Genomic DNA, 14,671 nt, shown 5'->3' on the forward strand with positions numbered 1-14,671 from the left:
CACGTGAACGACCGCATCACCGAGACGGCCGACGTCGTGGTCGTCGGAGCCGGCGTCACCGGCCTGTACACCGTGCACCGGCTGCGCGAACTCGGCTTCCGGGTGCGCGGCTTCGAACGCGGCGCCGACGTGGGCGGCGTCTGGTACTGGAACCGCTACCCGGGCGCACGCTGCGACGTGGAGTCCGTGGACTACTCGTACTCCTTCGACGACGACCTCCAGCAGACCTGGGACTGGAGCGAGAAGTACGCCACCCAGCCGGAGATCATGCGCTACCTGGGGCATGTCGCCGACCGCTTCGACCTCCGGCGCGACTACACCTTCGCCACCTCGGTGACCTCGGCCGAACTGGACGAGGAGACGCTGCGCTGGACGGTGCGCACCGACCGTGGGCACAGCGTGTCCGCCCGGTACTGCGTGTTCGCCGTCGGCTGCCTCTCCAGCACCCACACCCCGGACATCCCCGGAGCCGGGGACTTCACCGGAGACACCCACCACACCGGCGAATGGCCGCACGAGGGCGTCGACTTCACGGGGCTGCGCGTCGGCGTGATCGGCACCGGCTCCTCCGGCATCCAGTCCGTCCCGCTGATCGCCGCACAGGCCGCGCACCTCACCGTCTTCCAGCGCAGCGCCAACTACAGCATCCCCGCCGGCAACAAGCCCCTGGACGACGCGACGCGCAGGCGCATCAAGGCGGACTACGCCGAGCGGCGGCGGCTGTCCCGCAGCAGTGGCGGCGGCTCACCGCACACCACGCACCCGTCCCGCACGTTCGAAGTGTCCGAGCGGGAGCGCAGGGCCGCCTACGAGAAGCGCTGGCAGCTGGGCGGCGTCCTGTACTCGAAGACCTTCCCGGACCAGCTGACGGACCCGCGGGCCAACGAGGCGGCGCGCGCCTTCTGGGAGGAGAAGGTCCGCGCCCTCGTGGACGACCCGGCCACCGCCGACCTGCTGGTCCCCACCGACCACCCGATCGGCACCAAGCGGATCGTCACCGACTCCGACTACTACGAGACGTTCAACCTCGATCACGTGCGCCTGGCCGACCTGCGCGAGAACCCGATCGAACGGATCGACCCGGCCGGGATCGTGCTGGCGGACGGCACGCTGGTGGAACTCGACGCCATCGTCTTCGCGACCGGTTTCGACGCCATGACCGGTGCGGCCGACCGGATCGACGTCCGGGGCCGCGGCGGCCGGACCCTGCGGAGTGCCTGGGCGGCGGGCCCGCGGACCTACCTGGGCGTCGCCGTCGACGGCTTCCCGAACCTGTTCAACCTCACCGGGCCCGGCAGCCCGTCCGTACTGGCCAACGTGGTGCTCTGCGCCGAGCAGCACGGTGACTGGCTCGGCGACTGCCTGCACCACCTCCGCGAGCACGGCCACCTCGGGATCGAGGCGACCGAGGAGGCCGTCGACCACTGGGTCGCGGAGTGCCGCGACCGGGCCGACGCCACCTTGTTCCCGTCGGCGAACTCCTGGTACCTGGGTGCCAACATCCCGGGCAAACCGCGGGTGTTCATGCCGTTCATCGGCGGGCTCGGGACGTACGGGGACATCATCGCGGACGTGGCGGACTCCGGGTACAAGGGCTTCGACCTGATCAGGAACCGCTGAGATGCGGCGCCGGGCCCGGCGGTTCGCCCCCGAGCGCCGTGCGCAGGGCGGCGAACGCGGCCTCGCGGGCCGCCGCCACCTCCGGCAGGGCCGCGGCCATGGACAGGAAGCCGTGGAACATCCCCGGGTAGTGGCGGGCCGTCACTCGCACTCCGGCCGCGTCCAGGGCCCGCGCGTAGGCCTGGCCTTCGTCCCGCAGCGGGTCGAAGCCGGCCGTGACGACGTACGCCTCAGGCAGCCCGGCCAGATCGGAGCGCAGGAGGGGAGCGGCGTACGGGTGGGTGCGGTCCGCTGCCTTCGGCAGGTACGCGTCCCAGTACCAGCGCAGATGGTCACCGGTGAGGAAGTAGCCCTGGCCGTTCTCGCGGTGGGAGGGCCGGGAGCGGGCGGGATCGAGCATCGGGTAGCAGAGGGCCTGGAAGGCGATCGCGGGGCCGCCCCGGTCACGGGAGAGCAGCGCGAGGACCGTGGCGAGGTTGGCGCCCGCGCTGTCCCCGGCGACGGCGATCCGGCGGCCCGGGAACGTCCGGGCCGCCCACAGGAGGGCCGTGTACGCGTCCTCGGGGGCGTCGGGGAAGGGGTGCTCGGGGGCGCGGCGGTAGTCCACCGAGACGACGACAGCGCCCGTGGCGTCGGCCATGGAACGGCAGAGCTCGTCGTGGCTGTCGAGATCGCACACGACGAAGCCGCCGCCGTGGCAGAACACGATCACCGGGGCGTCCGCGCGGAGGCTGCCGTGATAGACGCGCACAGGCACACCGTCCGCGTCCCGGTCCGCGACCCGGGCGACGGGACGCGGCGCGACGGCGGGCCTGGGGCGGGCGTCGAAGAAGGCGCGCACCTCGGCGATGTCCGTCATCTGCGTGCCGAGCGGCGGGAAGTGCGCGGCGGCGAGGTCGATGACCGCCCGCACCTCGGGAGCGGGCCGTGTCACGCCACCGCCCCCTTCTGTCCGAAGACCGGCATCCGCCCCGCCGACGCCCCGCCGTCCACGGCGAGTTCCGCACCGGAGAGGTACGACGCGTCGTCGGATGCGAGGAACGCGACGAGGCGGGCGACCTCCTCCGGCTCCCCCACCCGCCCGAGCGGCGCGCCCGGGTGCTCCTTGCTGTCCAGGTGGCCGGTCATCGCCGTGGCGATGGCCCCCGGGTGCACGGAGTTGACCCGGATGTCGTCCGCTCCCAGCTCCAGCGCGGCCGTCCTGGTCAGGCCGCGCAGCCCCCACTTGGCGGCCCCGTACGCACCGTGCCCCCAGATGCCCTGCAGGCCGGCCTGCGAGGAGATGTTGACGATGGACCCGCCACCGTTGGCCCGCATGGCCGGGGCGACGGCCCGGATGCCGAGGAACGGGCCCATGAGATTGACCCGGAGCAGCGCCTCCAGGCGGGCCGGGTCCTCGTCGACGACGGGGGAGGTGGTGTAGATCGCCGCGTTGTTGACGAGCACGTCGAGCCGGCCGAAACCGTCCACGGCGGCGGCCACGGCGGCCTCCCAGGACTTCTCGTCGGTCACGTCGTGCCGTACGAATCGGGCGGCAGGGCCGAGGGAGGCGGCCGTCGCCCGGCCCTCGTCCTCCCGTACGTCGGTGAGGACCACCTGGGCCCCGAGCGCGGCGAACAGGCGCGCCTCGGCCCGGCCCATGCCACGCGCCGCGCCGGTGACCAGCGCGACCTTCCCTGTCAGATCGACGGGCATCAGCGTCTCTCCTTCTGGAGGTTGCTCGGAAGACGCCCCGTGTCTCACCGACGCGGGGCGTCCTTCGAGCGTGCCGGTAGGGGGCGCCGCGGCGGCAGTGTCCTTTCCCGGTGAGTGGGAGGGGCGGCGAGCCGCTTCCCGGGGGTCCCGTCCGAAACATCGCGTGCGCATGTCTTCTCCAGGCACGGGCGCGCTGTTACATTCCGGAAAACAAGAATTCATTTCAGTCTGTGACTGGAGGCTCCCATGACGGTTGTCGAAGGCCTTCCCACCACGCACGCGCCGGCCCGTCGAGAGTTGCCGCCGTCGATGGTCGAGCGGGTGACGCTCATCATGGATCTGTTCGAGGGCCGCACGGCCCGGCTGTCCCTGGAGGAAGTGGCCCGCTGCACCCGGCTGCCCAGGTCGACGGCGCACCGGATACTCGACCAGCTGGTGCGGCTGCGCTGGCTCGAGCACACCGGCCTGGGCTACGGACTCGGCCGCCGGGCCCTCGGCTTCGGCGGGGGAGACGGGTCGCAGAGCAGGATCCGCGAGGCGGCCGCCGCGCGACTGCACCACCTGCAGATCAGGACCGGCCTCGTCGTCCACCTGGCCGTCCTGGACGGGGCGGAGGTCTACTACCTGGACAAGGTCGGAGGCCGGTTCGCCACCACCGTCCCCTCGCGGGTCGGAGGCCGGGCGCCGGCCCACTGCACGGCCCTCGGCAAGGCCATGCTGGCGTGGCTCGAACCGGAAGACGTCGAGTCCAGGGCGGGTGGGACCATCGGCAGGCTGACCCCGCGCACGATCTGCGACCTCGGCACGCTGCACCAGGAGCTGAACCGCATCCGGCGCCGTCACGGCCTGGCCTTCGAACGCGGCGAGTGCTTCCCGGACATCGCGTGTGTCGCCACCGCGGTCCGCGGCCCCGAGGGACCCGTCGCCGCGATCTCCTTGGTCGGGGACGCCTGGTCGCCGCTGGAGAAGGTCGCCCCGCTGGTCGTGGACGCGGCCCGGCAGGTGTCCCGGGAGCTGTTCCCCGGCGCGGAGGCCCAGGCCGGACCGCCGCACCGTGCGACGGACGCCGCGGAGGGGACGTGGTCGCCGCAGACCATGGACCGCCTCCTGGCGGCCGGTCAGTACGGCGACTGGCAGTAGGAGGGGCCCTCGGCGCCACCCGCGGGGCGGCGATCGGCTCACCCCCAGTTGTCGCCCCAGCCCCACAGCTCCGGGGCGAAAGGGCCGGAGGCCGGGCTCTCGACGCCGAACCCGCCGCGGAAGAAGAGCATCGGCTCCCGGTCGGTCACCGTCTCCAGGGCGAGGACCCGGCCCACCACCACGTCGTGGTCGCCCGCGGTGTGCACGTCGTACACGTCGGCGTGCACCCGGGTCAGGACGCCGGGCAGCGACGGCGTCCCCCAGCGGGACAGCTCCCAGTCCAGGCCCTCGTACTTGCGCCCCTTGCCGGAGCCGAACCGGCCGCACAGATCCGTCTGTTCGGCGGCCAGGATGTTCACGGCGAACCGCCCCGACTCCCTGATCCTCGGCCAGGCGCGCCCCCGGTGATCGGCGCAGAACAGCACCAGTGCCGGTTCCAGCGATACCGACGCGAAGGACTGGCACGCGAAACCCACCGGGGTTCCGTCCCGGCCGACCCCCGTCACCACGGTGACCCCGGACGCGAACGTCCCGAGGGCACCGCGCATCCGCTGGGGTGTCGGCTCGGTCTCCTGGCCGGCCTCGGGCGGGGACAGGGACTCTGCGGTCATGGCTTTCACCTCGAGGGGGACGCTGCGGTGATGTGCCCGGGAGCGGGCAGCGAGCCGAAGCTAGTCACCGGCCGACCGCGTCAGGGGACCGTTCCCGATGAGTGGAACGCCGTCCGGGGCGCCGACCGCGGACCCCGCCCGCGCTCCCTCGGACGTACCCGTCCCGCTCACCGAGACGTATCCCGCGCGGCCCCGGCGGCCGTGGCTACCGTCCGGGAACCGATGACACGGCCCCCGTGACCGCCCGCAGCCGGCGGCCACCCGGAGAGCCGCCGGTCACCACGATCACCGACCACCGAGGTCAACCGAGGGCAGGGATGATGACGGAGCTGAGCCACGACTCCACACTGCGCGAACTCCCGACCGAACACGGCGTGCTGCGCTACCACGAGGCCGGTGACGGCCCGCCCCTGCTGCTGTTGCACGGCTCCGGGCCGGGGGTCACCGGCTGGCGCAACTACCGGAACAACCTGGCCACGTTCGCCGAGCACTTCCGCTGCCTCGTCCTGGAGTTCCCCGGGTTCGGCGTCAGCGACCCCGTCGACGGACACCCCATGGCGACCGCGGGTCCGGCGGTGTCCCGGTTCCTGGACGGCCTCGGGCTCCAGCAGGTCGACGTCGTCGGCAACTCGATGGGCGGCATCGTCGGTACCCAGTTCGCACTCGCCCACCCCGAGCGGGTGCGCCGGCTCGTCACGATCGGCGGCATCGGCCGCAACGTGTTCAGCCCCGGGCCGGGCGAAGGCATCAAGCTGCTCACCGAGTTCACCGACAACCCGTCCCGCGAGGGCCTGGTGCGCTGGCTGCACTCCATGGTGTACGACCCGTCGCTGGTCACCGAGGAGCTGATCGGGGAGCGGTGGGCGCAGGCCACCGACCCGGACACGCTCGCCAGTGCCCGCCGCATGTACGGCAGCGAGGCCTTCGCGGCCCGGGCCGCCGCCGCGGCCGCCTCCGACGAGGCACCGTACTGGGCGCTGCTGCACCGGCTGAGGGCGAGGACGCTGCTCACCTGGGGCCGCGACGACCGGGTCAGCCCCGTCGACATGGCCATCCTGCCGATGCGCACCATCCCGGACGCCGAACTGCACGTCTTCCCCGACTGCGGGCACTGGGTGATGATCGAACAGAAGGCCGCCTGGGAGAGCGCCGTCCTCGCCTTCCTCACCCGCGAGGACGACAAGTGAGCGCCCCCGCCCGGCAGGACTGGGACGAGGAGTTCGACTTCGTCGTCGTCGGCAGCGGCGGTGGCGGCATGGCCGCCGCGCTCACCGCGGCCGACAGCGGACTGTCCGCCGTCGTGGTCGAGAAGGGCACGATGTACGGCGGCACGACCGGCATCTCCGGCGGCGGCATCTGGATCCCCAACAACCCCACGCTGCGCGCCAAGGGCCACCACGACAGCCGCGACTCGATCCGCCGCTACCTGGACCGGCTCACCGAGGGCCGCGTGCCGGCCGCCCGCCTCGACGCCTACGTCGACCACGGGCCGGCCGCCATGGCCCTGCTCGGCAAGAGCCGCTGGATGCGGTTCTTCTGGGTCAAGGGCTACTCCGACTACCACCCCGAGTACGAGGGCGGCCGTCCGCTCGGCCGGTCCGTCGAGGCGCTGCCCTTCGACACCCGCAAGCTGGGCGAGGAGGAGAAGCACCAGCGGCCCAACAGCCTCAAGGGCCCCCTCGGTCTGTGGATCACCGCCAAGGACTACCGGGACCTCGCCATGGTGAAGCGGACCTGGCGCGGACGCTGGGCCTCGGTCGTCGCCGCCTGGCGGGTCTCGTCCAACGTGGTGCGCCGCCGTCACATGGCGACCGGCGGCCGGGCCCTGGTCGCGCGCATGCGCATGGCCCTCAAGGACGCCGGCGTGCCGGTGTGGCTGCGCAGCCCCATGACCGAACTGGTCGTCGACGACGCCGGAAGAGTCACCGGTGTCGTCCTGGACCGCCAGGGCCGCACCGTCCGCGTCGGCGCCCGGCACGGTGTGCTCCTCGCCACCGGCGGCTTCGACCACAACCGGGAGATGCGCGAGAAGTACCTCCCCGAAGGCGGCCGGGACAACCACAGCGCCGGCGCCGTCGAGAACACCGGCGACGGCATCTTGGCCGGCCAGGCACTCGGCGGCGCCCTCGACCTCATGGACGACGCCTGGTGGATGCCGTCCGTGCACCACCCCTCCGGCGCGACGATCCCCCTCGTCTCCGAGCGCTGCATCCCGCCGTCGGTGATCGTCTCCGGCGACGGGCGGCGCTTCACCAACGAGTCGTCGCCGTACGTCAACTTCGTCCACGACCAGCTGGCCGGCGGGCACGTCCCCGCCTGGTTCGTGATGGACGCCAAGGCCCGCGCCCGCTACCCCTTCGCCCAGATCCTGCCGGGCATGCCGTTCCCCAAGGCGTTCTACGACAACGGCACCGTGCACCGCGCCGACAGCGTCGAGGAACTCGCGGAGCTGATCGGCGTCCCGCGCGACACGCTGGCCGGCACCGTGGCCCGGTTCAACGGCTTCGCCCGCGCGGGCAAGGACACCGACTTCGGCCGCGGCGACAGCGCCTACGACCGCTACTACGGCGACCCCACCCTGAAGAACCCCAACCTCGACGAGATCGACAAGGCCCCCTACTACGCCGTACGCATCGAGGTCGGCGACCTCGGCACCAAGGGCGGCCTCGTCTGCGACGAGCACAGCCGGGTCCTGCGCGAGGACGGCACCGCCATCGACGGGCTGTACGCCACGGGCAACACCTCCGCGTCCGTGATGGGAGGCGAGTACGCCGGTCCCGGCGCCACCATCGGGCCGTCCATCGTCTTCGGCCACATCGCCGCCCGGCACGCGGCCGACGCCCGCACCCGGTCCGTCGTCGCCGGAGGCGCGCCATGAGCCCCGGGCCGCTGACCGTACGCGTCGTCAAGGTGATCCGGGAGACCGCCGACGCCCACTCGCTGGTCCTGGAACCCGCCGACGAGGACCGGGCCGCGTTCGCCTACCGGCCCGGCCAGTTCCTCACCGTCCGGGTGCCCTCCGAGCGGGACGGCGGGGCCGCGCGCTGCTACTCCCTGTGCAGCTCCCCGGTCCGCGACGAGCTGCTGCGCGTCACCGTCAAACGCACCCCCGGCGGCTACGCCTCCCACTGGATCTGCGACCACGTCACCGAGGGCGACACCCTCGAAGTGCTGCGGCCCGCGGGCACCTTCACCCCCGACACGCTCGACGGCGACTTCCTGCTGATCGCCGCCGGCAGCGGCATCACCCCGGTCATGTCGATCCTCGTCTCCGCCCTGCACGCCGGGACCGGCAGCGTCACCCTCCTGTACGCCAACCGCGACGAGCACAACGTCATCTTCCGGGACGAACTGGCCGAGCTGGCACGGGAGTACGGCGACCGGCTCACCGTCCTGCACTGGCTGGAGTCCCTCCAGGGCCGGCCCACGGCGGCCGGTCTGCGCACACTCGCCCGGCCCTGTACCGGCCGCCGCGCCTTCGTGTGCGGGCCGGGCCCCTTCATGGACCTCGCGACGAGCGTCCTCGCCGACCTGGGCGTCCCGCCTCAGCGCGTCACCGTCGAACGGTTCACCTCCCTGACCGGCGACCCGTTCGCCCGGCCGGACACCGACCCCGCACCGGAGACCGACGGGCCCGTCAGCACCGCCGAGGTGGAACTGGACGGCGTCACCCGCACCGTCGACTGGCCCCGCGGCAAGCCGTTGCTCGACGTGCTCCTCGCGGCCGGCCTCGACGCCCCCTACTCCTGCCGGGAGGGCGCCTGCAGCGCCTGCGCCTGCGTCCTCACGGAGGGCGAGGTGGTCATGGAGCGCAACGAGGTCCTCGACGCCCAGGACATCGCCGACGGACTCGTCCTCGCCTGCCAGGCACGCCCGGTCAGCGACCGGCTGAAGGTCACCTACGACGGCTGACCGCCCCGCCCTCCCATCCTCCTTGCCCTTCCTCGACTCGGATGAGGTTCGAAACAGTGACCAAGGCGACCGCCGCGATCGTCGGATCCGGCAACATCGGCACCGACCTGATGTACAAGCTCCTGCGCTCCGGGACCATCGAGCCGCGCTGGATGATCGGCATCGACGAGCAGAGCCCCGGCCTCAAGCGCGCCGCCGACCACGGGCTGCACACGAGTGCCGACGGCGTCGACCCGCTGCTGTCCGGCCCCGAGCGGCCCGACCTCGTCTTCGAGGCCACCTCCGCGTACGTCCACAAGGCCAACGCGCCCCGGTACGCCGAACTCGGCATCCAGGCCATCGACCTGACCCCGGCCGCCGTCGGCCCCGCCGTCGTGCCCGCCGTCAACCTCGGCGATCACCTCGACGCCCCGAACGTCTCCCTCATCACCTGCGGCGGACAGGCCACCATCCCGATCGTGCACGCCGTCTCCCGGATCACCGACGTCTCCTACGCGGAGATCGTCGCCGGCGTCGCCTCACCGTCCGCCGGACCCGGCACCCGCGCCAACATCGACGAGTTCACCCGCACCACCTCGCGGGGCATCGAGACCATCGGCGGCGCCGCCAAGGGCAAGGCCATCATCATCCTCAACCCGGCCGAACCGCCCATGCTCATGCAGGACACCGTCTTCTGCGCGATCCCCGCCGACGCCGACCGCGCCGCCGTCACCGCGTCCATCCACGAGACCGTCGCCAAAGTCGCCTCCTACGTGCCCGGTTACCGGCTGCGCGCCGAACCGCAGTACGACGAGCCGAGCACGGTCAGCGGCGGACTCGCCCGCGTGGCCGTGTTCCTGGAGGTGGAGGGAGCGGGCGACTTCCTGCCCCCGTACTCCGGGAACCTCGACATCATGACCGCCGCCGCCACCAAGGTCGGCGAGGGCTTCGCCCAGCGGATCACCGCCCGCCGCGCCGGCGCCTGACCCCGCTCACCGAGGAGTACACGAGTCATGCCCTACAGCACCGACCTGGACATCCGCGTCACCGACTCGTCCCTCAGGGACGGTTCGCACGCCAAGCAGCACCAGTTCACCGTCGACCACGTCACCTCCATCGTGGCCGCCCTCGACGACGCGGGCGTCCCCGTCATCGAGGTCACCCACGGCGACGGCCTCGGCGGGTCCTCCTTCAACTACGGCTTCAGTCACACCCCCGAGCAGGAACTCATCAAGGCCGCCGTGCAGACCGCCCGGCGCGCGAAGATCGCCTTCCTGATGCTGCCCGGCCTCGGCCTCCAGGACGACATCCGCGAGGCCGCCGACAACGGCGCCGCCATCTGCCGGATCGCCACCCACTGCACCGAGGCGGACATCGCCGTCCAGCACTTCGGCCTCGCCCGTGAACTGGGCCTGGAGACGGTCGGGTTCCTGATGATGTCGCACAGCCGGCCGCCCGAGGAACTGGCCCGTCAGGCCCGGATCATGGCCGACGCCGGCTGCCAGTGCGTCTACGTCGTCGACTCCGCCGGCGCCCTCGTCATGGAGGAGACCAGCGACCGCATCGCCGCCCTGGTCGCCGAACTCGGTGACGACGCCCGCGTCGGCTTCCACGGCCACGAGAACCTCGGCCTCGGCGTCGCCAACTCCGTCCTCGCCGTGCGCGCCGGAGCCACCCAGATCGACGGCTCCACTCGCCGCTTCGGCGCGGGCGCCGGCAACACCCCCGTCGAGGCGTTCGCGGCCGTCACCGAACGCCTCGGCATCCGCACCGGCATCGACGTACTCAAGATCGTCGACGCCGCCGAGGACGTCGTACGGCCCGTGATGGACGGCGAGTGTCTGCTCGACCGCATGTCGCTGACCATGGGCTATGCCGGCGTCTACTCCAGCTTCCTGAAGCACGCCGCCCGCCAGGCGGACAAGTACCAGGTGTCCGGCGCGGAGATCCTGCTGGAGGCCGGGCGCCGGGGGCTCGTCGGCGGCCAGGAGGACCAGCTCATCGAGATCGCGGTGGCCCTGGCCGAGAAGGACCGAGCCGCCGCCCAGACCTCCCCGGGGAAGTGAGACGAGGCATGACCAATCCCGTACTCGAGGCCGTCGAGGCGCGCGCCGACGAGATCAGCGCCCTCGGTCCCGTGAGTGAAACGCTCGGCAGGCTCGACGACCAGGCCGTCAAGGTCCTGCGGGACGTCGGCGCCGTCCGCATGCTCCAGCCGAAGGCGTACGGCGGACTCGAACTGCACCCGCGCGAGTTCGCCGAGACCGTCATGAGGATCGCCGCCTGCGACGGCGCCACCGGCTGGGTCGCCGGCGTCGTCGGCGTCCATCCGTGGGAGATGGCCATGGCCGACCCGCGCGTCCAGGAGGAGGTCTGGGGCGAGGACCCGGACACCTGGATCGCCTCCCCGTACGCGCCCATGGGTGTCCTCAGGCCCGTGGACGGCGGCTACGTCTTCAACGGCCGCTGGCAGTTCTCCTCCGGCACCGACCACTGCCGGTGGATCTTCCTCGGCGGCTTCCTCGCCGACGCCGACGGCAATCGGCTGAGCCCGCCGCAGTCCGTGCACGTCATCCTGCCGCGCGCCGACTACGAGATCGTCGAGGACTCCTGGAACGTGGTCGGGCTGCGCGGCACCGGCAGCAAGGACGTCGTCGTCAAGGACGCCTTCGTCCCGGCGTACCGGGTCATCGAGTACGCCAAGGTGGTCGACGGCTCCCTGGCCGCCGAGTCCGGCCTGACCAACCCCGCCTACCGGCTGCCGTTCTCCGCCGCCTTCCCGCTCGGCATCACCTCCGCCGTCATCGGCATGTGCGAGGGCGCCCTCGCCCACCATCTCGCCTACCAGCGCGACCGCGTGCAGATCACCGGCCAGGCGGTGAGGGACGACCCCTACGTCCTCTACGCCGTCGGCGACGCGGCGGCCGAGATCGCCGCCTCCCGGGCCGCGCTCCTGGACAACGTGTGCCGGATGTACGACATGGTCGCCGCCGGACAGGAGATCAGCTTCGAGCGGCGGGCCGTCGGCCGCCGCACCCAGGCCGCCGCGGCCTGGCGGGCGGTCCGCGCCGTCGACGAGATCGTGGCGCGCTCGGGCGGCAACGCCATGCGGCTCGACAACCCCATCCAGCGGTTCTGGCGGGACGCGCACACCGGTCTCGCCCACGCCATCCACGTGCCCGGCTCGGTCTTCCACGCCTCGGCGCTGACGGAGATCGGCGTGGAACCGCCGCACGGCCCGATGCGCTCGATGATCTGACGACCAGGGAGAGGACGACACATGACACAGATACGAGGGCTCGGATACCTCCGCGTCCAGACCCGGGACGTCGACCGCTGGCGCGAGCTGACCGTGGACGCGCTCGGCTTCGCCGAAGGCTCGGGGCCCGACCCCGACGGCCTCTACCTGCGCATGGACGAACGCCGCTCCCGGCTCACCGTCCTGCCCGGTGACGGCGACCGGGTCCTCTCCGTCGGCTGGGAGGTCCGCGACCAGTTCGCCCTGGCCGCCGTCGGCCGCGCCGTCGAGGCGTCCGGCACGCCCGTGAAGATGCTGAGCCAGGAGGAAGCCGACGACCGGGGCGTGGAGGCGGCCATCGCCTTCGAGGACCCGGCCGGCGTGCCCGTCGAGGTGTTCTTCGCGCCGATCCTCGACCACAGCCCCGTCCTGACCGGCCTCGGACAGCGGTTCGTCACCGGCGGACAGGGCATGGGCCACGTCGTACTGCCCACCACCGCCATGGACGACACCGTCGCCTTCTACACCGAGGTGCTCGGCTTCCTGCCCCGCGGCGGGATCCGGCTCAGCGGCCAGGCGCCCGACGCGCCGCCCCGCCGGGTGCGTTTCATGGGCGTCAACGAACGCCACCACAGCCTCGCCGTCTGCCCCGCCCCGCACAGCGGCGAACCCGGACTGGTCCACCTCATGGTCGAGGTGGACACCCTGGACGCGGTCGGCCGCGCGCTGGACAACGTGAACCGGGAGGGCTTCTCGCTCTCCTCCACGCTGGGCCGCCACACCAACGACAAGATGGTCTCCTTCTACGTGCGCGCCCCCGGCGGCTGGGACATCGAGTACGGCTGCGACGGCATGCGCGTGGACGAACGGCACTACACGGCCGAGGAGATCACCGCCGACAGCTACTGGGGCCACGACTGGTCCGGCTCCGAGCCGCTGGCCGCCTTCACCCCGCCCGCGGCGGCCCCGTGAGCACCGCCCGCCCGGTGACCCCGGTCCGCGCGGCAACGGTCACCCGCTGGACGGCCGAGACCGACGTCCTGGTCGTCGGCCTCGGCTGCGCGGGGGCCGCCGCCGCGTTCGAGGCCGCGTCGGCGGGCGCCGGCGTCCTGGCCCTGGACCGGGCCGGTGGCCCCGGCGGCTCGTCGGCCCTGTCCGGTGGCGAGCTCTACCTGGGCGGCGGCACCGAGGTGCAGAAGGCGTGCGGTTTCGAGGACGGCCCGGACGACATGTTCGGCTACCTCCGGGCCGCCCTCGGCCCGCACGCCGACGAGGAGAAGCTCCGCCTGTACTGCGAGGAGAGCGTCGCCCACTTCCAGTGGTTCGTGGACCGGGGGCTGGCCTTCGAGCCGACCCTGTGGGACGCGCCCACCTGGATGCCCACCACCCGCGACGGCCTCATGTGGCTCGGCGAGAACGCCTGGCCGTACAACGAGATCGCCCGGCCCGCCCCGCGCGGTCACCGCGCGGCCACCGAGGCGTACGGCGGCTGGCTGGTGATGGAGAAGCTGGTCTCCGCCGCCGAGGACGCCGGGACCGTGGTCCACGCCGACACCCTGGCCACCGCGCTGATCGTGGAGGACGGCACCGGCCGGGTCGTGGGCGTCACCGCGCGGCGGCACGGCGAGGACCTCGCGTACCGGGCGCGCAAGGGGGTGGTGCTCACGACCGGCGGCTTCGCCGACAACGAGGAGATGCTCGCCGACCACGCCCCGCACCTGCTCGCCCACGGCAGGGTCAGCGACGGACTGGACGACGGCAGCGGCATCCGGATGGCCTGTGCGATCGGCGCCGCCACCCGCCGGATGGGGGTCGTCCAGCTCGCCCTGACCGCGCTGCCCGCCCTGGCCGTGCGGGGCATGCTGGTCAACGGCCACGGGCAGCGCTTCGTCAACGAGGACGTGTACCCCGGCCTGTTCAGCGTCGCCGCCGTACGGACCCAGCCCGGCCCCTACTGGGTGATCGTCGACGAGGAGGGCTACGAGGCGGTCCCCGAGCGCGAACGGTGGGGCGTCGTTCCCCGGTTCGTCTGCGAGACCCTGGACGAGCTGGAACGGGAACTGGCCATGCCGGCGGGCGCCCTGGAGTCCACCGTCGCCACCTACAACAGGTACGCGGCGAGCGGGCGGGACCCGTACTTCCACAAGGACACGCGCTGGCTACGCCCACTTCAGGGCCCCTTCGCGGCGATCGACCCCAGGGCCGGCTTCCACCAGGGCGGGCGGCCGAGCGCGGGGGCCGGCACGGGCGCCGCGGGCTTCACCCTCGGCGGGCTGCGCACCACCGTGGACGGCGCGGTGCTCGACGTGTCCGGCTCCGTCCTGCCGGGACTGTTCGCCGCGGGGCGGGCGGCGTCCGGCATCCACGGCGAGGGGTACGTCAGCGGCACCTCGCTCGGCGACGGCACGTTCTTCGGCCGCCGGGCGGGAATCGCGGCGGCGGGCGGATAAGGGACGGGAGCGGGTACGGGGAGAGG

General features: G+C 72.7%; 13 protein-coding genes. 10 read left to right on the plus strand and 3 right to left on the minus strand.

The window, feature by feature from the left end; all coding sequences use genetic code 11:
* Positions 1-3 precede the first annotated feature (3 nt).
* Entirely contained in the window at positions 4-1,620 is a 1,617-nt protein-coding gene (locus tag AMK11_RS16310) for a flavin-containing monooxygenase (RefSeq protein ID WP_073727653.1), read from the plus strand.
* On the opposite strand, the gene AMK11_RS16315 is transcribed toward AMK11_RS16310, so the two are convergent.
* Together AMK11_RS16315 and AMK11_RS16320 are read right to left on the minus strand one after the other, a co-directional pair.
* Positions 1,607-2,554 (minus strand): alpha/beta hydrolase, encoded by a 948-nt coding sequence (locus AMK11_RS16315; protein WP_073727655.1) that lies wholly within the window; start codon positions 2,552-2,554, stop codon positions 1,607-1,609. The two genes, AMK11_RS16310 and AMK11_RS16315, sit on opposite strands and share 14 nt — an antisense overlap.
* Entirely contained in the window at positions 2,551-3,315 is a 765-nt protein-coding gene (locus AMK11_RS16320; protein ID WP_073727657.1) for an SDR family NAD(P)-dependent oxidoreductase, read from the minus strand. The genes AMK11_RS16315 and AMK11_RS16320 overlap by 4 nt, the downstream gene beginning before the upstream one ends.
* A 246-nt stretch (positions 3,316-3,561) precedes the next feature.
* Here AMK11_RS16320 and AMK11_RS16325 point away from each other — a divergent pair, with 246 nt between their 5' ends.
* Entirely contained in the window at positions 3,562-4,455 is an 894-nt protein-coding gene (locus tag AMK11_RS16325; protein ID WP_073727659.1) for an IclR family transcriptional regulator, read from the plus strand.
* Between the two features lie 38 nt (positions 4,456-4,493).
* On the opposite strand, the gene AMK11_RS16330 is transcribed toward AMK11_RS16325, so the two are convergent.
* Positions 4,494-5,066 (minus strand): flavin reductase family protein, encoded by a 573-nt coding sequence (locus AMK11_RS16330; RefSeq protein WP_073727661.1) that lies wholly within the window; start codon positions 5,064-5,066, stop codon positions 4,494-4,496.
* A gap of 317 nt (positions 5,067-5,383) precedes the next feature.
* Between AMK11_RS16330 and AMK11_RS16335 the strand changes: the two genes are divergently transcribed.
* The 8 genes from AMK11_RS16335 to AMK11_RS16370 are packed head-to-tail and all read left to right on the plus strand — an operon-like array spanning position 5,384 to position 14,645.
* On the plus strand, positions 5,384-6,253 hold the full coding sequence (locus tag AMK11_RS16335) for an alpha/beta fold hydrolase (protein ID WP_073727663.1): 870 nt from the start codon (positions 5,384-5,386) through the stop codon (positions 6,251-6,253).
* Positions 6,250-7,944: an FAD-binding protein gene (locus tag AMK11_RS16340; protein ID WP_073727665.1), complete on the plus strand. Its 1,695-nt coding sequence runs from the start codon at positions 6,250-6,252 to the stop codon at positions 7,942-7,944. The genes AMK11_RS16335 and AMK11_RS16340 overlap by 4 nt, the downstream gene beginning before the upstream one ends.
* Positions 7,941-8,978 (plus strand): ferredoxin--NADP reductase, encoded by a 1,038-nt coding sequence (locus tag AMK11_RS16345; protein ID WP_073727667.1) that lies wholly within the window; start codon positions 7,941-7,943, stop codon positions 8,976-8,978. Before AMK11_RS16340 ends, AMK11_RS16345 begins: the two co-directional genes overlap by 4 nt.
* Positions 8,979-9,019: 41 nt before the next feature.
* Entirely contained in the window at positions 9,020-9,943 is a 924-nt protein-coding gene (locus tag AMK11_RS16350) for an acetaldehyde dehydrogenase (acetylating) (protein WP_073727669.1), read from the plus strand.
* A gap of 27 nt (positions 9,944-9,970) precedes the next feature.
* Positions 9,971-11,023, plus strand: a complete 1,053-nt coding sequence (gene dmpG / locus AMK11_RS16355; RefSeq protein ID WP_073727671.1) for a 4-hydroxy-2-oxovalerate aldolase — start codon at positions 9,971-9,973, stop codon at positions 11,021-11,023.
* 8 nt (positions 11,024-11,031) lie between these two features.
* Positions 11,032-12,216: an acyl-CoA dehydrogenase family protein gene (locus AMK11_RS16360; protein ID WP_073727673.1), complete on the plus strand. Its 1,185-nt coding sequence runs from the start codon at positions 11,032-11,034 to the stop codon at positions 12,214-12,216.
* Positions 12,217-12,237: 21 nt separating this feature from the next.
* Complete coding sequence (locus AMK11_RS16365; RefSeq protein ID WP_073727675.1) at positions 12,238-13,167, plus strand: VOC family protein; 930 nt, start codon at positions 12,238-12,240, stop codon at positions 13,165-13,167.
* Positions 13,164-14,645 carry an FAD-dependent oxidoreductase gene (locus AMK11_RS16370; protein WP_073727677.1) on the plus strand — a complete coding sequence of 494 codons (1,482 nt, stop codon included), beginning with the start codon at positions 13,164-13,166 and terminating at the stop codon, positions 14,643-14,645. Before AMK11_RS16365 ends, AMK11_RS16370 begins: the two co-directional genes overlap by 4 nt.
* The last annotated feature ends 26 nt before the right edge of the window (positions 14,646-14,671 follow it).

This window comes from Streptomyces sp. CB02414 (assembly GCF_001905385.1).
Taxonomy (GTDB): domain Bacteria; phylum Actinomycetota; class Actinomycetes; order Streptomycetales; family Streptomycetaceae; genus Streptomyces.